Annotated in this window: 22 protein-coding genes and 1 pseudogene; 3 read left to right on the top strand and 20 right to left on the bottom strand. The window is 69.6% G+C overall.

What is annotated here, in order from left to right; translation table 11 throughout:
* Window positions 1-6: 6 nt before the first annotated feature.
* The 11 genes from nuoK to ACQEVG_RS22610 all read right to left on the bottom strand — a co-directional run bounded on the left by nuoK (window position 7) and on the right by ACQEVG_RS22610 (window position 11,140).
* On the bottom strand, window positions 7-306 hold the full coding sequence (nuoK, locus tag ACQEVG_RS22660; protein ID WP_404725496.1) for an NADH-quinone oxidoreductase subunit NuoK: 300 nt from the start codon (window positions 304-306) through the stop codon (window positions 7-9).
* Window positions 303-1,193, bottom strand: a complete 891-nt coding sequence (locus tag ACQEVG_RS22655) for an NADH-quinone oxidoreductase subunit J (protein ID WP_432986811.1) — start codon at window positions 1,191-1,193, stop codon at window positions 303-305. The genes nuoK and ACQEVG_RS22655 overlap by 4 nt, the downstream gene beginning before the upstream one ends.
* Complete coding sequence (gene nuoI, locus ACQEVG_RS22650; protein WP_432986809.1) at window positions 1,190-1,777, bottom strand: NADH-quinone oxidoreductase subunit NuoI; 588 nt, start codon at window positions 1,775-1,777, stop codon at window positions 1,190-1,192. Before nuoI ends, ACQEVG_RS22655 begins: the two co-directional genes overlap by 4 nt.
* A complete protein-coding gene (gene nuoH, locus ACQEVG_RS22645) occupies window positions 1,770-3,104 on the bottom strand; it encodes an NADH-quinone oxidoreductase subunit NuoH (RefSeq protein WP_432992814.1) in 1,335 nt (444 codons plus the stop codon). Before nuoH ends, nuoI begins: the two co-directional genes overlap by 8 nt.
* A gap of 139 nt (window positions 3,105-3,243) precedes the next feature.
* On the bottom strand, window positions 3,244-5,748 hold the full coding sequence (locus tag ACQEVG_RS22640) for an NADH-quinone oxidoreductase subunit G (RefSeq protein WP_432986807.1): 2,505 nt from the start codon (window positions 5,746-5,748) through the stop codon (window positions 3,244-3,246).
* 97 nt (window positions 5,749-5,845) lie between these two features.
* Window positions 5,846-7,222: an NADH-quinone oxidoreductase subunit NuoF gene (nuoF, locus tag ACQEVG_RS22635; RefSeq protein WP_432986805.1), complete on the bottom strand. Its 1,377-nt coding sequence runs from the start codon at window positions 7,220-7,222 to the stop codon at window positions 5,846-5,848.
* Window positions 7,222-8,034, bottom strand: a complete 813-nt coding sequence (gene nuoE, locus ACQEVG_RS22630) for an NADH-quinone oxidoreductase subunit NuoE (protein WP_432992811.1) — start codon at window positions 8,032-8,034, stop codon at window positions 7,222-7,224. Before nuoE ends, nuoF begins: the two co-directional genes overlap by 1 nt.
* A gap of 35 nt (window positions 8,035-8,069) precedes the next feature.
* Window positions 8,070-9,392: an NADH-quinone oxidoreductase subunit D gene (locus ACQEVG_RS22625; protein ID WP_432986803.1), complete on the bottom strand. Its 1,323-nt coding sequence runs from the start codon at window positions 9,390-9,392 to the stop codon at window positions 8,070-8,072.
* Window positions 9,389-10,117: an NADH-quinone oxidoreductase subunit C gene (locus tag ACQEVG_RS22620; RefSeq protein ID WP_432986801.1), complete on the bottom strand. Its 729-nt coding sequence runs from the start codon at window positions 10,115-10,117 to the stop codon at window positions 9,389-9,391. Before ACQEVG_RS22620 ends, ACQEVG_RS22625 begins: the two co-directional genes overlap by 4 nt.
* Before the next feature lie 91 nt (window positions 10,118-10,208).
* Window positions 10,209-10,763 carry a NuoB/complex I 20 kDa subunit family protein gene (locus tag ACQEVG_RS22615; RefSeq protein ID WP_327325411.1) on the bottom strand — a complete coding sequence of 185 codons (555 nt, stop codon included), beginning with the start codon at window positions 10,761-10,763 and terminating at the stop codon, window positions 10,209-10,211.
* A 17-nt stretch (window positions 10,764-10,780) separates the two neighbouring features.
* Window positions 10,781-11,140, bottom strand: a complete 360-nt coding sequence (locus tag ACQEVG_RS22610; RefSeq protein WP_030494815.1) for an NADH-quinone oxidoreductase subunit A — start codon at window positions 11,138-11,140, stop codon at window positions 10,781-10,783.
* Window positions 11,141-11,832: 692 nt separating this feature from the next.
* Here ACQEVG_RS22610 and ACQEVG_RS22605 point away from each other — a divergent pair.
* A complete protein-coding gene (locus ACQEVG_RS22605) occupies window positions 11,833-12,624 on the top strand; it encodes a C40 family peptidase (protein ID WP_432986798.1) in 792 nt (263 codons plus the stop codon).
* 152 nt (window positions 12,625-12,776) lie between these two features.
* Here ACQEVG_RS22605 and ACQEVG_RS22600 read toward each other — a convergent pair whose 3' ends face one another.
* On the bottom strand, window positions 12,777-14,063 hold the full coding sequence (locus ACQEVG_RS22600; protein ID WP_432986796.1) for a geranylgeranyl reductase family protein: 1,287 nt from the start codon (window positions 14,061-14,063) through the stop codon (window positions 12,777-12,779).
* A gap of 99 nt (window positions 14,064-14,162) precedes the next feature.
* On the opposite strand from ACQEVG_RS22600, the gene ACQEVG_RS22595 reads away from it, so the two are divergent.
* Window positions 14,163-14,681: a GNAT family N-acetyltransferase gene (locus ACQEVG_RS22595; protein ID WP_432986793.1), complete on the top strand. Its 519-nt coding sequence runs from the start codon at window positions 14,163-14,165 to the stop codon at window positions 14,679-14,681.
* Here the strand turns inward: ACQEVG_RS22595 and ACQEVG_RS22590 are convergent.
* The 8 genes and pseudogenes from ACQEVG_RS22590 to ACQEVG_RS22555 form a co-directional block, all read right to left on the bottom strand.
* Entirely contained in the window at window positions 14,668-17,145 is a 2,478-nt protein-coding gene (locus tag ACQEVG_RS22590; protein ID WP_432993204.1) for a hypothetical protein, read from the bottom strand. The two genes, ACQEVG_RS22595 and ACQEVG_RS22590, sit on opposite strands and share 14 nt — an antisense overlap.
* A gap of 9 nt (window positions 17,146-17,154) precedes the next feature.
* Window positions 17,155-17,223 (bottom strand): annotated as a pseudogene (locus tag ACQEVG_RS22585) (zinc-ribbon domain-containing protein); the annotation flags it as partial.
* Window positions 17,224-17,397: 174 nt separating this feature from the next.
* Window positions 17,398-18,309: a glutaminase gene (locus ACQEVG_RS22580; protein WP_432992808.1), complete on the bottom strand. Its 912-nt coding sequence runs from the start codon at window positions 18,307-18,309 to the stop codon at window positions 17,398-17,400.
* Between the two features lie 13 nt (window positions 18,310-18,322).
* Entirely contained in the window at window positions 18,323-19,018 is a 696-nt protein-coding gene (locus tag ACQEVG_RS22575; RefSeq protein WP_432986791.1) for a demethylmenaquinone methyltransferase, read from the bottom strand.
* A gap of 27 nt (window positions 19,019-19,045) precedes the next feature.
* Window positions 19,046-19,651: a Uma2 family endonuclease gene (locus ACQEVG_RS22570; protein WP_432986789.1), complete on the bottom strand. Its 606-nt coding sequence runs from the start codon at window positions 19,649-19,651 to the stop codon at window positions 19,046-19,048.
* Window positions 19,652-19,744: 93 nt separating this feature from the next.
* Window positions 19,745-20,320 (bottom strand): hypothetical protein, encoded by a 576-nt coding sequence (locus ACQEVG_RS22565; protein ID WP_432986787.1) that lies wholly within the window; start codon window positions 20,318-20,320, stop codon window positions 19,745-19,747.
* Between the two features lie 7 nt (window positions 20,321-20,327).
* A complete protein-coding gene (mqnC, locus tag ACQEVG_RS22560; protein ID WP_432986785.1) occupies window positions 20,328-21,527 on the bottom strand; it encodes a cyclic dehypoxanthinyl futalosine synthase in 1,200 nt (399 codons plus the stop codon).
* An 83-nt stretch (window positions 21,528-21,610) separates the two neighbouring features.
* Window positions 21,611-23,185: a serine/threonine-protein kinase gene (locus ACQEVG_RS22555; protein ID WP_432986783.1), complete on the bottom strand. Its 1,575-nt coding sequence runs from the start codon at window positions 23,183-23,185 to the stop codon at window positions 21,611-21,613.
* A 164-nt stretch (window positions 23,186-23,349) separates the two neighbouring features.
* Here ACQEVG_RS22555 and ACQEVG_RS22550 point away from each other — a divergent pair, with 164 nt between their 5' ends.
* Window positions 23,350-24,396 (top strand): alpha/beta hydrolase, encoded by a 1,047-nt coding sequence (locus tag ACQEVG_RS22550; RefSeq protein WP_432986781.1) that lies wholly within the window; start codon window positions 23,350-23,352, stop codon window positions 24,394-24,396.
* Window positions 24,397-24,414 lie beyond the last annotated feature (18 nt).

Below are 24,414 nucleotides of genomic sequence, written 5' to 3'. Positions count from 1 at the left end.
GACCCCTTACAGCTTCATCAGGCTGGCGTCGTCGACCGAGGCCGAGTGGCGGGTGCGGAAAATAGACACGATGATCGCGAGCCCGACCACGACCTCGGCGGCGGCGACGACCATCGTGAAGAAGGCGATGATCTGGCCGTCGAGATTGCCGTGCATCCGGGAGAACGCGACGAACGCGAGATTGCAGGCGTTCAGCATCAGTTCGACGCACATGAAGACCACGATCGCGTTCCGCCGGATGAGCACCCCGGCCGCGCCGATGGTGAACAACAGGGCTGCGAGATAGAGGTAGTTGACCGGATTCACCGTGTGGCCTCCTCTTCGTCCCGGTCCCGCTCTTCGTCCCGGTCCCGTCCGAGCAGCCGCTCCTCCGCGCGCTGCTCCAGCGCCTTGAGGTCGTTCAGCGCCTCGCTCGGCACATCGCGGACCTGGCCGCGGTCCCGCAGCGTCTTGCTGACGGTGAGCTGCGACGGCGTGCCGTCGGGCAGCAGCCCGGCCATGTCCACGGCGTTGTGCCGGGCAAAGACGCCGGGCGCGGGAAGCGGAGTCGGCAGGCGCCAGCCGTAGGCGGCCAGCGACGGGTGCTCGGGCTCGGGAGCACTTGCCGCCCGTACGCGCAGCTCGGCCAGCTCGCGCTGGGTCTTGGCGCGTTCGGTGCGCTCCCGGTGGGTGAGCACCATCGCGCCGACGGCCGCCGTGATCAGCAGCGCGCCGGTGATCTCGAAGGCGAAGACGTACTTGGTGAAGATCAGCCGGGCCAGGCCCTCGACGTTTCCGCCCTGCGCGCTGTTGGCCGCGCCGAGACCGTTGAAGTGCTTCAGCGAGGCATTGCCGATTCCGGCGATCAGCAGCACGCCGAAGCCGAGACCACAGGCCGCGGCCAGCCAGCGCTGGCCCCTCAGCGTCTCCGTGAGCGAGTCGGCGGCGGTGACACCGACCAGCATGACGACGAAGAGGAACAGCATCATGATGGCGCCGGTGTAGACGATGATCTGGACGACGCCGAGGAAGTACGCACCGTTGGCGAGGTAGAAGACCGCGAGGACGATCATGGTCCCGGCGAGAGCGAGCGCGCTGTGCACGGCCCGCTTCATCAGGATCGTGCCGAGCGCTCCCAGCACCGCGACAATGCCGAGGACCCAGAACTGAACGGCTTCGCCGGTCGAAGTGGCAGTGGCCGCGAGGGTGTTCATGCGTCCACCTCCTCGCCCTTCTCCCCCTTGGAGGCGGCGACCTGCTGGACCGTGCCGGGCGCGGCCTCGGTGACCAGGCCCCGGTAGTAGTCCTGCTCGTCCATCCCCGGGAAGATCGAGTGGGGCGAGTCGACCATGCCCTCTTCCAGGCCCGCGAGGAGCTGTTCCTTCGTATAGATCAGGTTCTCGCGGGAGCTGTCGGCCAGTTCGAAATCGTTCGTCATCGTCAGCGCCCGCGTCGGACAGGCCTCGATGCACAGCCCGCACAGAATGCAGCGGGCGTAGTTGATCTGGTAGACCCGGCCGTACCTCTCTCCCGGGGAGTACCGCTCCGCCTCGGTGTTGTCCGCGCCCTCCACATAGATCGCGTCCGCCGGGCAGGCCCAGGCGCACAGCTCGCACCCGACGCACTTCTCGAGCCCGTCCGGATGCCGGTTGAGCTGGTGCCGGCCGTGGAAGCGCGGCGCCGTGACCTTCCGCTGCTCCGGGTACTGCTCGGTCAGCCGCTTCTTGAACATGGCCTTGAAGGTCACGCCGAAGCCGGCAACCGGATTCTGGAACTTGCTCTCGGATCCCTCAGACATCGTCAGCCTCCTTTCCGTTACTCGGGCCGTCACTCGTAGTGTCCGGGCCACCACTGACAATCAACGCGCGCTCGTGGCGCGGTCGTCGGCGCGGCACGGGCGGCAGGGTCTGTCCGGGCAGCGGCGGTACGGGGAATCCGCCCGCCATCGGGTCGAAGGCGGCGGGCTCCGGCTCGGCGGCCTCCGCTTCCTTCTCCTTCTTGCCGCGGAAGATGTCCGTCACGAAGGAGAGCAGCAGCAGCGCGATCACGGCGCCGCCGACGTAGAGCACGATCTGCTGGAAGTCGTAGTTCTCGTTCCGCAGCGCCCGTACGGTCGCCACCAGCATCAGCCAGACCACCGATACCGGGATCAGCACCTTCCAGCCGAGCTTCATCAGCTGGTCGTAGCGGACGCGGGGCAGCGTGCCGCGCAGCCAGATGAAGAAGAACAGCAGCAGCTGGACCTTGATGACGAACCAGAGCATCGGCCACCAGCCGTGGTTCGCGCCCTCCCAGAAGCTGGAGACCGGATACGGGGCGCGCCAGCCGCCGAGGAAGAGGGTGACCGAGACCGCGGAGACGGTGACCATGTTGACGTACTCGGCCAGCATGAACATCGCGAACTTGATCGAGCTGTACTCGGTATTGAAGCCGCCGACGAGGTCGCCCTCGGACTCCGGCATGTCGAAGGGTGCGCGGTTGGTCTCGCCCACCATCGTGATGACGTAGATGATGAAGGAGACCGGCAACAGGATGATGTACCAGCGGTCCGCCTGCGCCTCGACGATCGCCGAGGTCGACATCGACCCGGAGTAGAGGAAGACGGAGGCGAAGGCGGCGCCCATCGCGATCTCGTACGAGATCATCTGCGCGCAGGAGCGGAGTCCGCCGAGCAGGGGGTACGTCGATCCGGACGACCAGCCGGCGAGCACGATGCCATAGATGCCGACCGAGGCGACGGCGAGGATGTAGAGCATCGCGATCGGCAGGTCGGTGAGCTGCATGCTGGTGCGGTGGCCGAAGATCGAGACCTCGTTGCCGGCCGGCCCGAAGGGGATCACGGCGATCGCCATGAAGGCGGGGATGGCGGCGACGATCGGCGCGAGGACATAGACGACCTTGTCCGCGCGCTTGACGATCAGGTCTTCCTTGAGCATCAGCTTGATGCCGTCGGCGAGCGACTGGAGCATGCCCCAGGGGCCGTGCCGGTTGGGGCCGATGCGCAGCTGCATCCAGGCGACGACCTTGCGCTCCCAGACGATGGAGAAGAGCACGGTGATCATCAGGAAGGCGAAGCAGAACACGGCCTTGATGACGACGAGCCACCAGGGGTCGCTCCCGAACATCGAGAGATCCTCGGCAGCGAGAACGCTCCGCTGGGCTTCGGCGATATGAGCAAGGGCACTCACGCTCGCACCTCCGTTGCGGGGAGGGCCGGGCCCGGGGCCGGCCGGGATACCGCCGCGAGGCGGTCGGTGAAGGCGGTCACGACTGAACCTCCGCGTCCGTGGCGGACTGCGTTGCCGCCGGGCCGATGCGGACCAGCTGTCCGGGGGCGACGCCGGTGTCCGAGGTGACGCCGCCGCCGACGGAGTTCAGCGGCAGCCACACCACCCGGTCCGGCATCTCGGTGACCTGGAGCGGGAGTTCGACCGAACCCGCCGGTCCCGTGACGGCCAGCACGTCGCCGTCCTTCACCCCGGTCTCCGCCGCCGTCGCCGCGGAGAGCCGGGCGAGGGCGGCATGGCGGGTGCCCGCCAGTGCCGCGTCGCCCTGCTGGAGCAGGCCCAGGTCGAGCAGCAACCGGTGGCCGGCGAGGACCGCCTCGCCTTCGCCGGGACGGGGCAGCGGCTGCGCCGACTCCAGCGGCTCGCTCGCGCGGGGGCCGTCCCAGGTACCCAGCCGGTCCATCTCCCTGCGGACGGACGCGAGGTCCGGGAGCCCGAAGCTGACGTCGAGCGCGTCCGCGAGCATGTGCAGTACCCGGGCATCGGTCGGCGCCACGGTGCGCGTCATCTGCTGGGGCCTCAGCGCGGCCTCGAACGGCCGGGCCCTGCCCTCCCAGTTGAGGAAGGTGCCCGGCTTCTCGGCGACCGCCGCGACCGGGAAGACCACGTCCGCGCGCTCGGTGACCGCGCTCGGCCGCAGCTCCAGGGAGACCAGGAAGCCGACCGCGTCGAGTGCTTCACGCGCGCGTGCCGGGTCGGGAAGGTCCGCGACCTCGACGCCCGCCACCAGCAGCGCGCCCAGCTCGCCGGTCGCCGCGGCCTCGACGATCTGGCCGGTGTCGCGACCGTAGTGGTGCGGGAGTTCGCGTACGCGCCATGCCGCCGCCGTCTCCTCGCGGGCCCGCGGGTCGGTGGCCGGGCGGCCGCCGGGCAGCAGCGAGGGGATCGCGCCCGCCTCGATCGCACCGCGTTCGCCTGCCCTGCGCGGGATCCATACCAGTTGCGCGCCTGTCGCAGTCGCGGCCCGCACGGCGGCGGTGAGCCCGCCGGGCACGCCCGCGAGCCGCTCGCCGACCACGATCACCGCGCCTTCGGCGCGCAGCGCCTCGGCCGCCTTCGCGCCGTCGCCTTCCGGGCCGCTGCCGGCCGCCAGCGCGTCCAGCCACTGGGTCTCGGTGCCGGGCGCGGCGGGCAGCAGCGTGCCGCCCGCCTTGGTCAGGCCGCGGGTGGCGTGCGTGGCCAGCGCGAAGGTGCGCTGCCCGTGCTTGCGGTTGGCCTTGCGCAGCCGCAGGAAGACGCCGGGAGCCTCCTCCTCCGACTCGAACCCGGCGAGCAGCACCGCCGGGGCGTTCTCCAGCAAGGTGTAGGTGACGCCCGTGCCGTCGAGGTCCCGCCCGCGGCCCGCCACCCTGGCGGCCAGGAAGTCGGCCTCCTCGGACGAGTGGACGCGCGCGCGGAAGTCGACGTCGTTGGTCTCGAGGGCGACCCGGGCGAACTTGGCGTACGCGTACGAGTCCTCGACGGTGAGCCGGCCACCCACCAGGACTCCGGTCCGGCCGCGGGCCGCGCGCAGCCCGTTGGCCGCCGCCTCCAGCGCCTCGGGCCAGCTCGCCGGTTCGAGGACGCCTTCAGAGTTGCGTACGAGCGGAGTGGTCAGCCGGTCGGGCTGCTGCGCGTAACGGAAGCCGAAGCGTCCCTTGTCGCAGATCCACTCCTCGTTGACCTCGGGGTCATTGGACGCGAGCCGCCGCATGACCTTGCCGCGCCGGTGGTCGGTGCGGGTCGCGCAGCCGCCGGAGCAGTGCTCGCACACGGAGTGGGACGAGACCAGGTCGAAGGGGCGGGCGCGGAACCGGTACGCCGCCGAGGTCAGCGCGCCCACCGGGCAGATCTGGATGGTGTTGCCTGAGAAGTACGACTCGAAGGGGTCGCCCTCGCCGGTGCCAACCTGCTGCAGCGCGCCCCGCTCGACCAGCTCGATCATCGGGTCGCCCGCGATCTGGTTGGAGAAGCGGGTGCAGCGCGCGCACAGCACGCACCGCTCACGGTCGAGCAGCACCTGTGTGGAGATCGGCACGGGCTTCTCATAGGTGCGCTTCTGGCCGTCGAAGCGGGTGTCGACATCGCCGTGGGACATCGCCTGGTTCTGCAGCGGGCACTCGCCGCCCTTGTCGCAGACCGGACAGTCCAGCGGGTGGTTGATCAGCAGCAGCTCCATCACGCCCTTCTGCGCCTTCTCGGCGACGGGCGAGGTGAGCTGCGACTTGACGACCATGCCGTCGGTGCAGGTGATGGTGCAGGAGGCCATCGGCTTGCGCTGGCCCTCGACCTCGACGATGCACTGCCGGCAGGCGCCGGCCGGGTCGAGGAGGGGGTGGTCGCAAAAGCGCGGGATCTCGATGCCGAGCAGCTCGGCGGCCCGGATGACCAGGGTCCCCTTGGGCACGCTGATCTCGATGCCGTCGATGGTCAGCGAGACGAGATCCTCCGGCGGTACGGCCGCGCCTGCGCCTGAGGCGGGGGAAGGCGTGGTGACGGTCATGACTGCACCTCCGGGCGATGCGTGTCGAAGTGGGGTGCGGGGCCCGAGGAGCGGCCTGCGGCGAGGCCGCGGCCCGGGCTCGGCGCATGCGCCACCGTCATGCGTTCACCTCCAGGTGCTTGTCGGCCCAGACGGTCGACCGTGCGGGGTCGAAGGGGCAGCCGTTGCCGGTCATGTGCTGCTCGTACTCCTCGCGGAAGTACTTGAGCGAGGAGAAGATCGGGGACGCGGCTCCGTCGCCCAGCGCGCAGAACGACTTGCCGTTGATGTTGTCGGCGATGTCGTTCAGCTTGTCGAGGTCGGACATGACGCCCCGGCCGGCCTCGATGTCGCGCAGCAACTGCACCAGCCAGTACGTGCCTTCGCGGCAGGGCGTGCACTTGCCGCAGGACTCGTGGGCATAGAACTCGGTCCACCGCGTCACGGCCCGCACCACACAGGTCGTCTCGTCGAAGCACTGGAGCGCCTTGGTGCCGAGCATCGAACCGGCCGCGCCCACGCCCTCGTAGTCCAGCGGGACGTCGAGGTGCTCGTCGGTGAACATCGGGGTCGAAGAGCCGCCCGGCGTCCAGAACTTGAGCCGGTGCCCGGCGCGCATTCCGCCGCTCATGTCGAGCAGCTGGCGCAGCGTGATGCCGAGCGGGGCCTCGTACTGGCCGGGGTTGGTGACATGGCCGCTGAGCGAGTAGAGCGTGAAGCCCGGGGACTTCTCGCTGCCCATCGACTTGAACCAGTCCTTGCCTCGGTTGAGGATCGCGGGAACCGAGGCGATGGACTCGACGTTGTTCACCACAGTGGGGCACGCGTAGAGACCGGCGACCGCGGGGAAAGGGGGACGCAGCCGGGGCTGACCGCGACGTCCCTCCAGTGAGTCCAGCAGCGCGGTCTCCTCACCGCAGATGTACGCGCCCGCGCCCGCGTGCACGGTGAGCTCGAGGTCGAGTCCGCTGCCGAGAATGTTCTTGCCGAGGAAGCCCGCTTCGTATGCCTCACGCACTGCTTCATGCAGCCGACGCAGTACGGGGACGACTTCACCGCGCAGATAGATGAACGCGTGATGGGACCGGATCGCATAACAGGCGATCACGATCCCCTCGATGAGGGAATGCGGGTTGGCGAACAGGAGCGGGATGTCCTTGCAGGTCCCGGGCTCCGATTCGTCGGCGTTGACAACCAGATAGTGCGGCTTTCCATCTCCCTGCGGAATGAACTGCCACTTCATGCCGGTGGGGAAGCCCGCGCCGCCGCGGCCGCGCAGCCCGGAGTCCTTGACGTAGGCGATGAGGTCGTCCGGCGACATCGCCAGCGCCTTGCGCAGCCCCTCGTACCCCTGGTGCCGCCGGTAGGTGTCCAGCGTCCAGGACTCCTCCTCGTCCCAGAAGGCCGACAGGACGGGCGCGAGAAGCTTCTCGGGACTCGTCTCTCCCCCGGCGTCCGGCCCCGAGGTGCCCCCGTATTCGGTGGACAAGGTCATCACTCCCCCTCCTCGGCTGCGGGTCCCGCCGGGTGGTCCGGGTCGGAGTCCGATGTCTGCTGCGGTGCGTCGTGCGAACTGAGGTGCTCGGAGCCGCGTTGCGGCGCGTCCCGCCGGGCCTCGCTGCGCGGCGAGACGATCCGGGCCGCCGAGGTCTCACCCTTGGCCAGGCGCAGACCGATCAGCGAGGCGGGGCCCGCGCCGCCGCTCGCCTCGACCGCGCCCGGGCGCTCGTCGGGGAAGCCCGCGAGCATCCGCGCGGTCTCCTTGTACGTACACAGGGGGGCGCCGCGGGTCGGCTCGACCTGGCGTCCGGCGCGCAGGTCGTCGACGAGCTGCCGCGCGGACTCGGGCGTCTGGTTGTCGAAGAACTCCCAGTTGACCATCACCACGGGGGCGAAGTCGCAGGCCGCGTTGCACTCGATGTGTTCGAGGGTGACCTTGCCGTCCTCGGTCGTCTCGTTGTTGCCGACGCCGAGGTGCTCCTTGAGCTCCTCGAAGATCGCGTCACCTCCCATCACCGCGCACAGCGTGTTGGTGCAGACGCCGACCTGGTAGTCGCCGGAGGGCTTGCGCCGGTACATCGAGTAGAAGGTGGACACCGCGGTGACCTCGGCGGTGGTCAGCTCCAGCATCTCGGCACAGAACCGGACCCCGGTGCGGGTCACATACCCCTCCTCCGCCTGCACGAGGTGCAGCAGCGGCAGCAGGGCGGACCGGCTGTCGGGGTAGCGGGAGATGATCTCCTTCGCGTCCGCTTCCAGCCTGGCGCGCACATCGGCCGGGTACTCGGGGGCGGGGAGCTGCGGCATCCCCAGCTGCACCTCTTGGTTCGGCGAGTTGGCCGTCATCGGTCGACGCCTCCCATCACGGGGTCGATGGACGCGACGGCGACGATGACGTCGGCGACCTGGCCGCCTTCGCACATCGCCGCCATGGCCTGCAGATTGGTGAACGACGGATCGCGGAAGTGGACCCGGTAGGGGCGGGTGCCGCCGTCGCTGACGACATGGACACCCAGCTCGCCCTTGGGCGACTCGACCGCCGCGTACGCCTGCCCGGCCGGGACCCGGAAGCCCTCGGTCACCAGCTTGAAGTGGTGGATCAGGGCCTCCATGGAGGTGCCCATGATCTTCTTGATGTGGTCGAGCGAGTTGCCGAGCCCGTCCGGGCCGAGCGCGAGCTGCGCGGGCCAGGCGATCTTCTTGTCGGCGACCATGACCGGTCCCGGCTCGAGGCGGTCCAGGCACTGCTCGACGATGCGCAGCGACTGCCGCATCTCTTCCAGGCGGATGAGGAAGCGACCGTAGGCGTCGCAGGTGTCGGCGGTCGGGACGTCGAAGTCGTACGTCTCGTAGCCGCAGTAGGGGTCGGTCTTGCGCAGATCGTGGGGGAGGCCCGCGGAGCGCAGGATCGGCCCGGTCGCGCCCAGCGCCATGCAGCCGGCCAGATCGAGATGGCCGACGTCCTGCATACGGGCCTTGAAGATCGGGTTGCCGGTGGCGAGCTTGTCGTACTCCGGCAGGTTCCTGGTCATCTTCTTGACGAACTCGCGCACCGCGTCGACCGCGCCCGGGGGCAGATCCTGGGCGAGTCCGCCGGGCCGGATGAACGCGTGGTTCATCCGCAGGCCGGTGATCAGCTCATAGAGGTCCAGGATCATTTCGCGGTCCCGGAACCCGTAGATCATGATCGTGGTGGCGCCGAGCTCCATGCCGCCGGTGGCGATGGCCACCAGATGGGACGAGAGCCGGTTCAGTTCCATCAGCATGACGCGGACGATGCTCGCCCGGTCCGGGATCTGGTCGGTGATGCCGAGCAGCTTCTCCACGCCCAGGCAGTACGCCGTCTCGTTGTAGAACGAGGTGAGGTAATCCATGCGCGTGACGAAGGTGGTGCCCTGCGTCCAGGTCCGGTACTCGAGGTTCTTTTCGATGCCGGTGTGCAGATAGCCGATGCCGCAGCGGGCCTCGGTGACGGTCTCGCCGTCGATCTCCAGGATCAGCCGGAGCACGCCGTGCGTGGACGGGTGCTGCGGGCCCATGTTGACGACGATCCGCTCGTCGTCGGCCTTGGCCGCGGTCCGGACGACCTCGTCCCAGTCGCCGCCGGTGACCGTATAGACGGTCCCCTCGGTGGTCTCGCGTGCGCTTGCAGATGGGGTGGTCACGAGTACGACCTCCGCTGGTCCGGAGCCGGGATCTGGGCGCCCTTGTACTCGACGGCGATGCCGCCGAGCGGATAGTCCTTGCGCTGCGGGAAGCCCTGCCAGTCGTCCGGCATCATGATCCGGGTGAGGGCGGGGTGGCCGTCGAAGACGAGCCCGAAGAAGTCGTACGTCTCGCGTTCGTGCCAGTCGTTGGTCGGATAGACCGTGACCAGCGACGGGACGTGCGGGTCGCTGTCCGGGGCGGAGACTTCGAGGCGGATCAGCCGCCGGTGAGTGAGCGAGCGCAGGTGGTAGACGGCGTGCAGCTCGCGGCCCTTGTCCTCCAGGTAGTGCACGCCACAGACGCCGGTACAGAGCTCGAAGCGGAGCGCCGGGTCGTCGCGCAGGGTGCGGGCCACCTGGAGGAGGTGTTCGCGGGCGATGTGGAAGGTGAGCTCGTCGCGGTCGACGACCGTCTTCTCGATGGCGTTCTCGGGGACGAGTCCCTGTTCTTCCAGCGCGCCCTCGAGCTCGTCGGCCACCTCGTCGAAATACCCACCGTAGGGGCGGGTGGCCGGGCCCGGCAGGCGTACCGAGCGCACTAGCCCTCCGTAGCCGGACGTGTCCCCTCCGCTGGCGGCGCCGAACATGCCGCGCTGGACGCGGATCTCCTCGCCGCCCTCACCGCGCTGCCCCGGCAGGTTCTGCTCGCTGAGTTCCTTCTCGGGGTTCGGCTGGTCCGTCATCGCTGCATCCCCTTGGTCGCTTCTCCGCCCGCGCGGCGCAGAGGTGCGACTTTCGTCGTCGTCTGCGGCCCGGCGGCCGCGCGTGCGTCGCTCACCGGAGTAGCCCCTTCATCTCGATCGTGGGGAGCGCCTTCAGGGCCGCTTCCTCCGCCTCGCGGGCCGCTTCCTCCGCGTTCACGCCGAGCTTGGAGGTCTGGATCTTGTGGTGGAGCTTGAGAATCGCGTCGATCAGCATCTCCGGACGCGGCGGGCAGCCGGGCAAATAGATATCGACGGGCACAATGTGATCAACGCCCTGCACAATCGCGTAATTGTTGAACATTCCACCCGATGAGGCACAAACACCCATGGAGATCACCCACTTGGGGTTGGGCATCTGGTCGTAGACCTGCCGCAGGACGGGCGCCATCTTCTGGCTCACCCGGCCGGCGACGATCATCAGGTCGGCCTGGCGCGGCGAGCCGCGGAAGACCTCCATGCCGAAGCGGGCCAGGTCGTAGCGGCCGGCGCCGGTCGTCATCATTTCGATGGCGCAGCAGGCCAGACCGAAGGTCGCCGGGAAGACGGATGACTTGCGCACCCAGCCCGCGGCCTGTTCGACGGTGGTCAGCAGGAAACCGCTCGGCAGCTTCTCTTCGATTCCCATTGGTGCCCCTCAGCCCCTCAGTCCCATTCCAGGCCGCCGCGCCGCCATACATACGCGTAGGCAACGAAGACGGTGAGCACGAAGAGCAGCATCTCCACGAGCCCGAAAAGCCCCAGGGCGTCGAAGGTGACCGCCCAGGGGTAGAGGAAGACGATCTCGATGTCGAAGACGATGAAGAGCATCGCCGTCAGGTAGTACTTGATGGGAAAGCGGCCGCCTCCGGCGGGCGTCGGAGTCGGCTCAATGCCGCACTCGTACGCCTCCAGTTTCGCTCTGTTGTACCGCTTTGGGCCGATAAGCGTGGCCATGACCACGGAGAAGATCGCAAACCCTGCCCCGAGGGCGCCGAGCACAAGGATGGGCGCGTAAGCATTCACCCTCCTCGCTCCTTCCAGTCGTCCTTGACCGTTGGACCGCACCGGGCATTCCGCCTCGCCGCCTCGCGAAGATCGTGCACATGTGAGGCAGTTCACAAGCCCGACTGCTCCGCATCCTATGCCTGCCGGTCTGTGATCTGCGACACGGGGTACGACAACGCCTTTGTGATCTCCACCACCCGGCGAACGATCATGAAGTCGGATGAGCGGTGATCTTCATACGCGAAGCGCCTGGGCAATCACCAGGCGTGACATCTGGACCTGTTACCGCTGGTCGGAGGGCCGATGCCCTACCAAGGAGTGGCTCGTACAGGCAAATTGGCGATGGACCGCAACGGGTGATAGTGGACGCCGCGTCACCCGGTCGGGTTGCAGGGGCAGATGGAGGTGGACGCGTGCTCGCGTTCACGAACTCCCGGGCGGCCGGACGTCACCTTCCTGTGACCTGTGCCACTCGCCCCGATCCGCAATAAAAGCGGGCTTGGCCAACGGAGTGAAGGGATGGTAAGTGCCAGGCAATTCGGACCTTTTATGGAAAGCCCTTGATCACGGCCGTGATCATGGCTGCCCGTTTTGCCCGTTACGGCGTCAATAAGGGCCGGAGAAGAGCGGATTCAGAGGTTCCGGTCGTAACTGTGGCGCAACACACGTTTCTTGAAGGGAACCACGCGCCCCTGATAGCGGTTGTACTCATGTCCCACACCGCTCACATACCCAGCCACCGGAAGCCCCGCCGCAGCAGCTCGAAACTGGCGCTGCGAGCCGGAGTTGCCGGTGGCGTCCTCAGCACCATCGCGGTGGCCGCCGCCACGGGGTCGGCGAACGCCGAGCCGGTGACCGAGACCATCGAGATGCCGACGCTCACGTCGGACCTCTCCGCCGCCGTCGCGCAGTCCGCCGAGGCCACGCAGCAGGTCGCCCTCGACCTCGAGCTGCAGGCCCGGGAGGACGCCGCGGCTGCCAAGGCCGCGAAGACCGCGAAGGTGGCCAAGGCCGAGGCGGACCGCAAGGCAGAGGCCAAGAAGAAGGCCGAGGCGAAGAAGCGCGCCGAGGCCGACGCCAAGGACCGCGCCTCCCGCTCCTCCGAGCGCACCACGCTCTCCGCCTCCGCCTCCACCTCGAACGCCACGGGCTCCGCCGCGACCGTCGTCGCGTTCCTCAAGGCGCAGCTCGGCGACGCATACGTCATGGGCGGCACCGGACCCAACTCGTGGGACTGCTCCGGCCTCGTCCAGGCCGCGTTCAAGACGGTCGGCGTCGACCTGCCGCGTGTCTCGGGGGACCAGTCGGTGGCCGGCACCCAGGTGGGCACCAGCAACCTCCAGGTCGGCGACATCCTCTACTGGGGCGGCGCCGGCAGCGCGTACCACGTCGGTGTCTACATCGGCGACGGCAAGTACCTCGACGCGGCCAACCCCAGCAAGGGCGTCGTCATCCAGGATCTGTCGGGCTACCCGGCGAGCGGCGCGGTCCGCGTTCTCTGACCGCCCCACGCCTTGACTGGCACGCCGTGAAGGGCACACTTCGAAGGGCCGCGGCTCCCCCGCTCGGGGGTGGAGCCGCGGCCCTTCGTCGTATCGCCGCAAGGCCGGTCAGGCCCGCCCGGTACGCCGCCGTACGAAGCGGCGGCGCATCGTCATGAACGCGGGGCCACCTTGCTCAGCCCGTTGATGATGCGGTCCATCGCGTCGCCGCCCGTCGGGTCGGTCAGATTGGCCAGCATCTTCAGGGTGAACTTCATCAGCACGGGATGCGTCAGACCTCGCTGCGTCGCGATCTTCATGACCTTCGGATTGCCGATGAGCTTCACGAAGGCGCGGCCCAGGGTGTAGTAGCCGCCGTAGGTGTCCTTGAGGACCTTGGGGTAGCGGTGGAGGGCCAGTTCGCGCTGGGCGGGGGTCTGCCGGGCGTGTGCCTGGACGATCACATCGGCGGCGATCTGCCCGGACTCCATGGCGTATGCGATGCCCTCGCCGTTGAACGGGTTGACCAGACCGCCCGCATCGCCGACCAGCATCAGGCCCTTCGAGTAGTGGGGCTGGCGGTTGAAGGCCATCGGGAGCGCGGCGCCACGGATCGGGCCCGTCATGTTCTCCTCGGTGTAGCCCCAGTCCTCGGGCATCGAGGCGCACCAGGCCTTCAGCACCTCGCGCCAGTCCAGCTCCTTGAACGAGGCGGAGGTGTTGAGCACGCCGAGGCCGACGTTGGAGGTGCCGTCACCCATACCGAAGATCCAGCCGTAGCCGGGCAGCAGCCGGTCCTCGCCCGGACCGCGCCGGTCCCACAGCTCCAGCCAGGACTCCAGATAGTCGTCCTCGTGCCGGGGCGAGGTGAAGTACGTCCGTACGGCCACACCCATCGGGCGGTCCTCACGCCGGTGAAGGCCCATGGCGAGGGAGATCCGGGAGGAGTTGCCGTCGGCCGCGACGACGAGCGGGGCGTGGAAGGTGACCTCGCGCTTCTCCTCGCCCAGCTTGGCGTGCACGCCGGTGATACGGCCGGTGCGGTCGTCGATGACCGGCGCACCCACATTGCAGCGCTCGTACAGCCGCGCGCCCGCCTTCTGCGCCTGCCGGGCCAGCTGCTCGTCGAAGTCGTCGCGCTTGCGGACGAGTCCGTAGTCCGGGTAACTGGCGAGATCCGGCCAGTCCAGCTGGAGCCGCACACCGCCGCCGATGATCCGCAGGCCCTTGTTGCGCAGCCAGCCGGCCTCCTCGGAGATGTCGATGCCCATGGCGACGAGCTGCTTGGTGGCACGCGGGGTGAGGCCGTCGCCGCAGACCTTCTCGCGCGGGAAGGCGGTTTTCTCCAGGAGCAGAACGTCAAGTCCGGCCTTGGCCAGGTAGTACGCGGTTGTGGAGCCGGCCGGGCCTGCCCCGACGACGATCACATCGGCGGTGTGTTCGGAGAGGGGCTCGGTCACGGCGGGTTCTCCCGAAGACTCGATATTGCGTACCGAATGGCACAGGACATGTGCAGTCTATGGGTGCGCACTGATCCACAAACTGAAGGGTTACCCCCTATGAGCAGGCCGCTCCCCGCCGTACAGCTGCGTGTGCCCACCGACGAGGACGCCCTGGCCTGGCACCGTGTCTTCGCCGACCCGGAAGTCATGGAGTTCCACGGCGGCAGGCCGGCCGAGCTGTCGGTCTACGAGGAGCTGACCGCCCGGCAGCGCAGACACGACGCCGAACGCGGCTTCTGCTTCTGGACCATGCTCGACGAGGACGGCGAGGTCGTCGGCTTCACCGGGGCGCAGCCCTGGCCGCACGAGGGCTTCGGCCCGGTCGGCGAGATCGAGATCGGCTGGCGGCTGGCGCGGTCCGCGTGGGGCAAGGGGTACGCGACGGCCGCCGCCCGCACCACGCTGGAGCGGGTACGGGCGGCGGGGGTGGAGCGGGTGGTGGCGATGGTGGACGCCCTCAATGAGCGCTCCATCGCGGTGACCCGGCGGCTGGGGATGGAACTCGCGGAGACCTTCACAACACCGCAGTCGCGGCGGAAGGGGTACTGCTTCCGTCTGGAGCTCAGCCCGCTTTGAACGTGTTGAGCGCGGTCGAGAACACCACGTCCTTGTTCGCGTCCCAGAGTTCGGCGCGGCCGGCGGCGAGGATCGCGTACTCCGTGCCGTCCGCGGCGACGAACGCCTGGTCGATGACGTGCCGCTTGAGGGTGCCCTCGTCCGGCTCGGGGATGTGGGTGAACTCCCAGAGCGCGCCCGGCCGTCCCTGATAGGTGTTCTGGATCAGCTGACTGCGCTCGTACTGGGTCTCCGGGGTCCCCAAGTGCTTCTGCTCCAGTCCGAGGAAGTTCTCGTACGAGGACATCGGCGTGTTCTTGACGATGCCGATCTGGAGGTATTCGCCGCCGGTCGGGGCCTCGTAGAAGATCTGGCTGCCGGTCTGGCGGCGGCTCCAGCCGTCCATGACGCCGACGCTGAACCCGGCGGGGTCCTGCTTCAGCACGAAACCCGCGGGGAGGGTGCCGGTGCCCGTCGACTGCGTCGGCGAGGCCGACGGGATCGGCGACTGCTGCGGGCCGGGGTCCTGGCTCGGCTCCGGGTCCGTCTTCGGGGACTCGGAGGGCGAGGCGGCGGGGGGCTTGTTCTGGTTCTGGTGCTGGTTCTGCGAGTGGTCCGTCCCGTCGTTGTCCTTCCGCATGATCAGCGCGCCGGCCGTCGCTCCCCCGCCGATGAGGAACGCGACGGTGAGGGTGGCGGTCCAGACGAGGACCTTGCGCTTGCGCTCGGCCGCGAGGGCGGGGGCCGCCGGGGCCGCCGCGGCGAGATGGACGGCGTGCGGGTCGTACGCACCGGCCGCGTGGGTCTGGGCGGCGTACGGCGGTACGACGCCGGCGGGCGGACCGCCCGGGCCCGCGGGGGCGGCGGAAGCAGCCGGGTCGGTCACGGTAACCGGGGCGGCGGGGGCCGCGGGGGCGACGGGCGTCGCGGGAGCGGCCGAAGCAGCCGCGTCCACCTGTGTGGCCGGAGGAGCCGGAGCTCCAGCGGCGCCCGGGTCCGCCGCAGCGCCGGGCGTCGCGGGAGCGGCCGGGGCCGCGGGGAAGCCCGGGGCCGCCAGGGGCTGGGCGCCAGGCGGCGCGTACGGCGCGACCGGCGTGCCCGGGGCGTACGGCGCGACTGAGGTGCCCGGGGCGTACGGCGGTACCGCGGGAGCAGCCGTCGGCTGCCGGCCCGTCAGTTTCAGTACGTACGGGCCCAGGAACGTCGCCGCGCCCACCCACAGCAGGCCGAACAGCAGCGCGTCCGGGACACTCGGGGCGAATTCCGATGTGCCCCGGCCGCCCCAGCCCTCCATCCCGCCCGCGAGGTCTCCGCCGACCCCGCTGACGCCCATGAACAGCAGGATGAGCCCCAGCGAGAAGCCTCCGGCCAGCAGCTGTTCGCGGCGGTCCGCCGAGCGGCGCGCCGCCCAGACGCCCAGCGTCAGCGCGCAGACCGCACCGAGGGCCAGCAGCCCGGCAACCGCCCCGCCGCCCCACACGTCCTTGATCTCGCCGAGCCCGAAACTGCCGCGCTCCGTGCTGGAGCCGACCATGCTGAACTGCCCCTGGACGGCGAACTCGACCGGCACACCCCAGCTCAGCCCGAGCACCGCGAATCCGATGTTGGGCAGGATCGGCAGCGCGATCAGCAGGGCCGTGCCGTCCACGTCGTCCGCGTTCGCGTACACGACGAAGCCGACCAGGGAGCAGAGCGCCACCACCGCGCCGAGCGCGCGGACCGACGTACCGAGGGCGCGCACCGCCGACCGGGCCGCGGGCCGCTGCGCGAGCCATGCGGCGAGGTCGTCGCGCTGGAGCACCCCGCAGCTCACCGCGAGCGAGATGCCCAGCGCACCGAGCGCCGCGAGCAGCGGGGACGAGGAGACCTCGACCCCCGCGACCTCGGGCTGCGCGAACAGCCCGAGGACCAGCACCACGCCGGTGACCAGCAGCGAGAGCCGTACCGCAGCTTCCAGTCCCGCACCGCGCGTACGCAGCATCCGCGCGCCCAGGCAGACCGCGCCGATCCACAGCAGGGTCATCGTCAGCGGTACCAGGGAGAGCGAGGCCCCGCCCTGCACGATCGCGTCCGAGCTCCCACCGCCCGAGGTGTCGGGGTAGCCGCCGTCGCCGAAGATCCCGCCGGAGGAGCCGGAGCCCGAGTCCGAGCCGAACGGCGACGAGCCGGCCGTCGCCTTCACCTCGAAGCCGCCGCCGAGCGCCTGCAGCAGCATCGCGAGCGCGATCCGCAGCCGGTCGCTCCAGCCGACGACGACCTCGTCGTCCTGACCGTACGAGGGGATGGCGAGCGCCACCGCGAGCGCGAGCAGCAGTCCACTCGGCCAGGCGGCCGCCTTCGCCGAGGACAGCCAGTCGCCGCGGAACACCCGGCCGAAGAAGGCCCCGACGGGCGAGAACTGCGCGGGCCCCGGCCCATACACGGGTGCGGCCGGCAGAGCCGGCGGCAGCGCCGGTGGCGGCGGGGCCGCAGCGGCGTCGGGCAAGCGCTCGCGCCCGCACTTCATGCAGAAGCGAGCCTCATCCGGGGATGGGTTGCCGCAGTGCGGGCAGTACGAGGCCATGGCGAGACTCCGGGGGACGAGCGGGGACAGGAACAGGGCGGATAAGCAAGCCGTAAACAAGAGTCGTAAACAACTGACTCATCTTGCCCGTCCGCCGGTTCCCGTCAACTCACGGCTTCGCAGGGTGACTTCAGGATCCCGCCGGGGAGCGGGCCCACGCCCGCGCGGGACGCGCTAGAAGACGGAAAGACCGGTCAGCGTCGTGAAGCGGTCCAGCGCCGCGACGCCCGTCACCGAGTTGCCGCGCTCGTCCAGGCCCGGGCTCCAGACACACAGCGTGCAGTGCCCTGGCACGACCGCGACGATCCCGCCGCCCACGCCGCTCTTGCCCGGCAGTCCGACCCGATAGGCGAACTCGCCCGCCGCGTCGTACGTACCGCAGGTGAGCATCACCGCATTGATCTGCTTGGCCTCGCTGCGCGTCAGCAGGCGGGAGCCGTCGGCCCGCAGCCCGTGGCGGGCCAGAAAGCGGGCCGCCAGGGTCAGGTCCGCGCAGCTCATCTCGATCGAGCACTGCCAGAAGTAGTGGTCGAGGAGCGTGGGGACCGGATTGGCGATATTGCCGTACGAGGCCATGAAGTGGGCCAGCGCGGCATTTCGGTCACCGAAGGCGGATTCGGACTCGGCGACCTCCGCGTCGAAGGCCAGCTCCGGGTTGCCGCTCTCCTGTCGCAGGAATTCCAGGAGTTCGCTGCTCGCGTCGCCGGTCAGGGTCTGCAGCGAGTCGGTGACGACGAGCGCGCCTGCGTTGATGAAGGGATTTCGCGGAATCCCGTTCTCGTACTCCAGCTGCACCAGCGAGTTGAAGGGATTGCCGGAGGGCTCCCGGCCGACACGCTCCCAGAGGCTGTCGCCGCCCTCGGCAAGCGCCAGCGCGAGCGTGAAGACCTTGGTGATCGACTGCGTCGAGAAGGGGTGCTGCCAGTCCCCGGCTCCGTACACCTTGCCGTCCACATCGGCTATGGCCATGCCGAAGCGGTTCGGGTCGACGGAGGCGAGTGCCGGAATGTACGCGGCGGGCGTGCCACTGCCGATCTGCGGTGCGACGTCCTGAGCGACCTGTTCCAGGACGGCCTGGTAGTCCAGCTGCTCCATGGCCTTACTGGGGCTTGGTGCCGCGGTGCAGTGCGACGATGCCGCCGGACAGATTCCGCCAGGCGACCTTGGTCCAGCCGGCCTGCTGGAGCCGCTTCGCCAGACCGGCCTGGTCGGGCCAGGCGCGGATGGACTCGGCGAGATAGACGTACGCGTCGGGGTTGGACGAGACGGCCCGCGCCACCGGCGGCAGCGCGCGCATGAGGTACTCGGTGTAGACCGTGCGGAACGGCGTCCAGGTCGGCTGCGAGAACTCACAGATCACGACCCGCCCACCCGGCTTGGTCACCCGGTACAGCTCGCGCAGCGCCGCGCCCGTGTCCTGCACATTGCGCAGCCCGAAGGAGATCGTCACGGCGTCGAAGACCCCGTCGCGGAAGGGGAGCCGTGTCGCGTCCCCCGCGGTGAGCGGCAGCCACGGGTTGCGCTTCTTGCCCTCGCGCAGCATGCCGAGCGAGAAGTCGCAGGGCACGACGTACGCGCCGGCGGCGGTGAACGGCAGCGAGGACGTGCCGGTGCCCGCGGCCAGATCCAGGATCTTCTGCGCCGGGCGCGCGTCCACAGCCTTGGCGACCTCCTTGCGCCACCGCCGGTCCTGACCGAGGGAGAGCACATCGTTGGTGAGGTCGTAGTTCGCCGCCACGTCGTCGAACATCGAGGCGACTTCGTGCGGCTGCTTGTCCAGGGTTGCTCGGGTCACGCACCCCATTGTGCCCCTCCGGCACGGTCAGGGTTCGAGCAGGGCGGCCAGGTCGAGCTCGACGGAGAACGGGAGCTCGGTGCTGAGCTTGTCCCGATGCACGGGATGCATGGGTGCCGGAAAGTAGGAGCGGGTATCCCGGTTCAGCCAGTACTCGTGCACAGCAAGCTTCCGATCCCGCTCCAGCTCGACGCGCCAGAAACAGGGCACCTTCGCCTCGGCGAACTGGGCAGGCTTGGAAATCCGGTCCTGGCCCTTGGAGCCGGGCGACATGACCTCCACCACGAGTGTCACCTTGCCTGCGGGCGTGCAGCGCACAGTGAACAGGTCGAGCCCACGCTTGTCGTAGACGACGACATCGGGCTTGATGGCCGTGGTCTCGTTCAGCTGCACGCAGCGTTCAACCTCCGCTCGGAAGCCGTCGGGAGCAGCGGCTCGGAGGGCATCGCACACATTTCCCCGGACCACGTCATGCACCATCGTCGTCTGCCCACGGGCCACGATCACTCCGTCCACGAGGTCCCAGTCGAAGGGCAGCTCCAAGTCATTCACTTGGTCAACGGTCCAGCCCTCTGCGGGCGGGAACATCCAGTTGTCCTCGGTGGCCCGCTCGGTTCGACCGGTACTAGCCATGACTGCTCCCATGGACGCGAGTGTGGACGCACGTACGGAGCGCGGTCCTGGTTACGACGGTACCGTCACCCGAAGTGATGGACGGCCGCCGCGCTATTGACGCCGGAACACCAGGCGTCCGTCGAGGGCGGTGACCAGGCAGCGCCCGTCGTCCGCGAACACCGCGAAGTCGGCGGCGCCGGTCGGGACCAGGACCCTGGGCCGGGGCCCGGTGGGAGCTTGCGGGTAGTACCGGATGCCGGAGCGCTCGACGGCCGCCCGGACCGCGGGGCGGGTGAAGGGACCCGCGAGCACGGTGGTCCCGGCCGCCAGCAGTCGCTGCACCCCGCGCCGGGCGCTCGCGCCCCACCGGGCGTCGGTCATCCCGAGCGCGGCGAGAGCGTCCCCGGTGAGCGGTTCGTTGCCCAGCTCGCCGGCCTCCCGCGGGTCGGGCCAGTACGTGGACTCCAACAGGGCGACCGCGTCCGGTTCGTACCGCCCGGGGGTGAGAATCCCGTCCCACTCCCGGATCCTGGCCCGGTCCCCGTACGCCGCGAACAGCTCCTCGTACGGCCCGATCGCGGCGAACCGCGCACCCTCGACGACGACGGCATGCCCGAGGTCGGTCTCCGCGGCGCGCGGATCGTCGGCGGCGAGCCGCACTCCGCGCACCCGGTGAAGTGTCAGCATCGAGGCCTCAGTTGGAGGCGAGCAGCTTCAGCTCGGGATGCGCCGTGCCGCCCGCGATCGCCGTCGACGAGATGTGCGAGGCCACGCGCTCGTCGACCGGGTCGTCCGCCGGGTCGTCGTGCACCACGATGTGCTCGTACGTCGTCGTCCGCTGGGCCGGAACCCGGTCCGCCTTGCGGATCATGTCGATCATCTCGATCAGGTTCGAGCGGTGCTTCGCACCGGCCGACGAGACGACGTTCTCCTCCAGCATGATCGAGCCCAGGTCGTCCGCCCCGTAGTGCAGCGTCAGCTGGCCGATCTCCTTGCCCGTGGTCAGCCACGAGCCCTGGATGTGCGCGATGTTGTCGAAGAAGAGCCGGGCGATCGCGATCATGCGCAGGTACTCGAAGATGGTGGCCTGCGTCTGGCCCTTGAGGTGGTTGTTCTCGGGCTGGTACGTGTACGGGATGAAGGCCCGGAAGCCGCCCGTCCGGTCCTGCACCTCACGGATCATCCGCAGATGCTCGATCCGCTCGGCGTTGGTCTCGCCGGTGCCCATCAGCATCGTGGACGTCGACTCGACGCCCAGCCCGTGCGCGGTCTCCATGATCTCCAGCCACCGCTCGCCGGACTCCTTGAGCGGGGCGATCGCCGTGCGCGGCCGCTCGGGCAGCAACTCGGCGCCGGCGCCCGCGAAGGAGTCGAGACCGGCGGCGTGAATGCGCGAGATCGCCTCCTCGACCGACACCTTGGAGATCCGGGCCATGTGCTCGACCTCGGACGCGCCGAGGGAGTGGATGACGAGCTGCGGATACGCCTTCTTGATCGCGGCGAAGTGCTCCTCGTAGTACTCGACGCCGTAGTCCGGGTGGTGCCCGCCCTGGAACATGATCTGGGTGCCGCCCAGTTCAACGGTCTCGGCGCAGCGCCGCAGGATGTCGTCGAGGTCGCGGGTCCAGCCCTTGGCGGTGTCCTTGGGCGGGGCGTAGAAGGCGCAGAACTTGCAGGCCGTGACGCACACATTGGTGTAGTTGATGTTGCGCTCGATGATGTACGTCGCGATGTGTTCGGTCCCCGCGTAACGCCGTCGCCGCACGGCGTCCGCCGCGGCGCCGAGCGCGTGCAGCGGCGCGCCGCGGTAGAGCTCCAGCGCCTCCTCGGGAGTGATCCGACCACCCTCGGCAGCACGGTCCAGCACGGACTGAAGGTCGGCCTTCTCGGTCACCGGGCGTCACCTTTCGGCGGTTTTTCAGAGCATCTGCGGGCCGGTCCAGCCTACGCCAGCCGCCTCGACGGCCTGCGAGCCGGTCACTGCGCCCGGTCGAGGAGCGCATGCGGGTTGCCCGCGCGTGGCTCCTCGGAGGTGTACTCGAGCCGGGCCCCGTTGAGCTTCAACTTCACCGAGTGCGTGCCCGGCGTGCAGTGGTTGCCGTCCTTGCCGCTGGACGTGCCGTCGGCGACAAGCTGCGTCGCGGTCGCGCTGCGCAGCACGAGTCTGTCCTCGCAGGCGAAGTTCCCCAGGGCGTCGAACTGGGTGACGGTGCCCACCTTTGCGCCCGCCTTACCGGGGCCGACGACGACCGAGAAGGTCCCGGCCGCGATCTTGCTGCCGGCGAACTCGACGTCGAACGGGCCCTTCCAGGTGCCGACGAAGGCCTTGGGCACCTCGTTCAGCACCGTGCTCTCGGCCGCCGGCGGGTGCGCCGCCACGTCTCCCGCGTCGCCGTCCGAACCGTGCGACGGCCACAGGTCGAACAGCAAGCCACCGCCGACCGTGACCGCGGCCAGTGCCGCCGCGACGGTCAGGGTCACCGTGCAGCTCACCTTCCGGCGGCCGCGGCCCGGCGGCTGTTCCGCGGGCCGCTCCGGTGTGTGCGGCCGCGCGTCCCGCGGCGGTTCCACCGGCTCGACGGGCGGCCCGAAGGTACCTATCGCCGGGCTGCTGAAGGCGACCGGGCCCGAGACGGCGTCCGCGACCGGCTCGTCCGAGGGCTCCAGGTCCAGCAGCCTGACCGCCGACCGGCTGACCTCTTCGACCAGCGGGCCGGGCAGCCAGCCGGAGCCGACCAGCGCGGCCGCGCCGCCGGGGGCCAGCCTCTCGGCGATCTGCGCGGGCGCGGGCCGCGCCGCCGGGTCCTTCGCCAGACAGTGCGCGACGAGCTCCCGCAGATCGCCCTCCAGGGAACCCAGTTCGGGCTCCTCGTGCACCACCTTGTAGAGCAGCGCCGCCGATGAGTCGCCCGGGAAGGGAGCCTCGCCCGTCGCCGCGTACGCGAGCACCGCGCCCAGCGAGAAGATGTCCGCCGCGCCCGTGACGCCCTTGCCGAGGATCTGCTCCGGCGACATATAGCCGGGCGAGCCGACCGAGACTCCGGTGGAGGTGAGCGAGGCCGTGCCGTCGGTGGCCCGGGCGATCCCGAAGTCGATCAGCCGCGGACCGTCCAGCGTGAGCATCACATTGGACGGCTTCACATCCCGGTGCACCAGATCGAGGCCGTGCACGGCCGCAAGCGCCTCCGCGAGGCCCGCGCCCAGCACCCGTACCGAGGCCGCGGGCAGCGGACCGTGCCCGGCGACCGCCTGGGACAGCGCGGGACCGGCGACATACCCGGTGGCCACCCACGGCACTGTCGCCTCCGGGTCCGCGTCGAGCACCTGCGCCGTCCACTGGCCGCCGACCCGCCGCGCCGCGGCCACCTCGCGCCGGAACCGCGCCCGGAACTCCTCGTCCAGCGCGAAATGCGGATGGACGACCTTCACCGCGACCGTGCGGCCCCCGGCGCTGCGCCCGAGATAGACGCGTCCCATCCCGCCCGCACCCAGCCTGCCGAGCAGCCGGTACGCACCGATGCTCTGCGGCTCGCCCGGATCCAGCGGCTGCATTTGTACTCCCCCGATTGCCCTACCTGCTACGGCCCTCAGCCTAGGGGCGTCGTGTCCGGCTTCACGAGGATTCCTGGCGCCGCGGAGCCAACCGAACCGGGCCCGGCGCCATCTCTCTGGGCGTAAATCACACCGGTTGTCCGAAAACACCGCTCGGAGTCCCCATGAAACGCCTGCCCAAGGCCCTCATAGCCGCCGTCGCCCTCGGCTCTGTCGCGCTCGTCGCGGGCTGCTCGGACGAGGGCGACCCGGTCTCCTTCGACCCCACCGCCCAGGCACCCGCCGGGCAGCCCGGCGCATCCGGGGGCCGCAAGGGGAACAACGCGGGGTCGGAAGAAGCCGCGGCGAAGACGCTGATGCCCACCGGCCCCAAGGCGTCCTTCACCACCCAGAACAGCCTCGACGACGGCACCAAGATCGGCGTCACCACGCTGGACGGCAAGAAGTCCGGCTTCCGGGGCAAGGTCTGGGTCTGGGCCCCGAAGGAGTACTTCGACCCCGCGTACGCGAACAGCGGCTTCCCCGTCCTGATCGCCCTCCCCGGCGGCAACGGCTACCCGAAGAACTACTGGATGGGCACCGACCTCAAGCTGCAGAGCAGCATCAGCAAGTGGTCGAAGGAGGGCAAGAGCCTGCCGTTCGTCGTGGTCATGCCGGTGCTGAACCCGGACGCCAAGTACTACTACGACGGCAGCGACATCCCCGGCCGGCCTCGGATGGGCACCTGGATGACCGAGGACGTCCCCGACTTCGTGAGGGCCAACTTCCGCACCTTCAAGTCCCGCGACGGCTGGGCCTTCATGGGCTCCTCGTCCGGTGCGTTCGTGGGCCTCAAGTCCGTGCTGCAGCACCCGGGCAAGTTCAAGGCCGTGATCGCCTCGGGCCCGGACACCGTCCCGGACTCGCCGCTCTGGGCCAGCCACGAGACGCAGCGCCAGGCCAACAACCCGGAGAAGCTCGCCAAGGCGCTGTCCGCCAAACCCGACACCAAGGACAACGACGTCTATCTGGCCTTCCAGATCGGCACCAAGGAGTCGGGGGTGAAGCGCGTCAAGCGCTTCATCCGCGACTACGGCAAGGGGCCGGTCAAGACCCGCCTCCAGCTGATCCAGGACGGCGAGCACAACGCCAAGACCTATGTGAAGGGCATGGGGGACGGATCCATCCAGTGGATCAGCGAGCACATGCAGGCCCCCATCCCTTCGTCCTAGCCGCCACCGGCCCCCCGG

The organism is Streptomyces sp. CA-135486, from assembly GCF_050936555.1.
Classification (GTDB): Bacteria; Actinomycetota; Actinomycetes; order Streptomycetales; family Streptomycetaceae; genus Streptomyces.
The sequence above is the reverse complement of the archived record's forward strand: the minus strand, read 5'-3'. Positions and strand labels throughout refer to the sequence as shown.

Bases quoted from the DNA above. Each gene is read 5' to 3' on its own strand.
- ACQEVG_RS22565 (WP_432986787.1), bottom strand. From the start codon at position 20,320: ATGCTGACACTTCACCGGGTGCGCGGAGTGCGGCTCGCCGCCGACGAT.
- nuoI (WP_432986809.1), bottom strand. From the start codon at position 1,777: ATGTCTGAGGGATCCGAGAGCAAGTTCCAGAATCCGGTTGCCGGCTTC.
- ACQEVG_RS22655 (WP_432986811.1), bottom strand. From the start codon at position 1,193: ATGAACACCCTCGCGGCCACTGCCACTTCGACCGGCGAAGCCGTTCAG.
- nuoE (WP_432992811.1), bottom strand. From the start codon at position 8,034: ATGCCGCAGCTCCCCGCCCCCGAGTACCCGGCCGATGTGCGCGCCAGG.
- ACQEVG_RS22640 (WP_432986807.1), bottom strand. From the start codon at position 5,748: ATGACCGTCACCACGCCTTCCCCCGCCTCAGGCGCAGGCGCGGCCGTA.
- ACQEVG_RS22620 (WP_432986801.1), bottom strand. From the start codon at position 10,117: ATGACGGACCAGCCGAACCCCGAGAAGGAACTCAGCGAGCAGAACCTG.
- nuoH (WP_432992814.1), bottom strand. From the start codon at position 3,104: ATGTTCGGGAGCGACCCCTGGTGGCTCGTCGTCATCAAGGCCGTGTTC.
- ACQEVG_RS22550 (WP_432986781.1), top strand. From the start codon at position 23,350: ATGAAACGCCTGCCCAAGGCCCTCATAGCCGCCGTCGCCCTCGGCTCT.
- ACQEVG_RS22555 (WP_432986783.1), bottom strand. From the start codon at position 23,185: ATGCAGCCGCTGGATCCGGGCGAGCCGCAGAGCATCGGTGCGTACCGG.
- nuoF (WP_432986805.1), bottom strand. From the start codon at position 7,222: ATGACCTTGTCCACCGAATACGGGGGCACCTCGGGGCCGGACGCCGGG.
- ACQEVG_RS22605 (WP_432986798.1), top strand. From the start codon at position 11,833: ATGTCCCACACCGCTCACATACCCAGCCACCGGAAGCCCCGCCGCAGC.
- ACQEVG_RS22570 (WP_432986789.1), bottom strand. From the start codon at position 19,651: ATGGCTAGTACCGGTCGAACCGAGCGGGCCACCGAGGACAACTGGATG.
- ACQEVG_RS22615 (WP_327325411.1), bottom strand. From the start codon at position 10,763: ATGGGAATCGAAGAGAAGCTGCCGAGCGGTTTCCTGCTGACCACCGTC.
- ACQEVG_RS22595 (WP_432986793.1), top strand. From the start codon at position 14,163: ATGAGCAGGCCGCTCCCCGCCGTACAGCTGCGTGTGCCCACCGACGAG.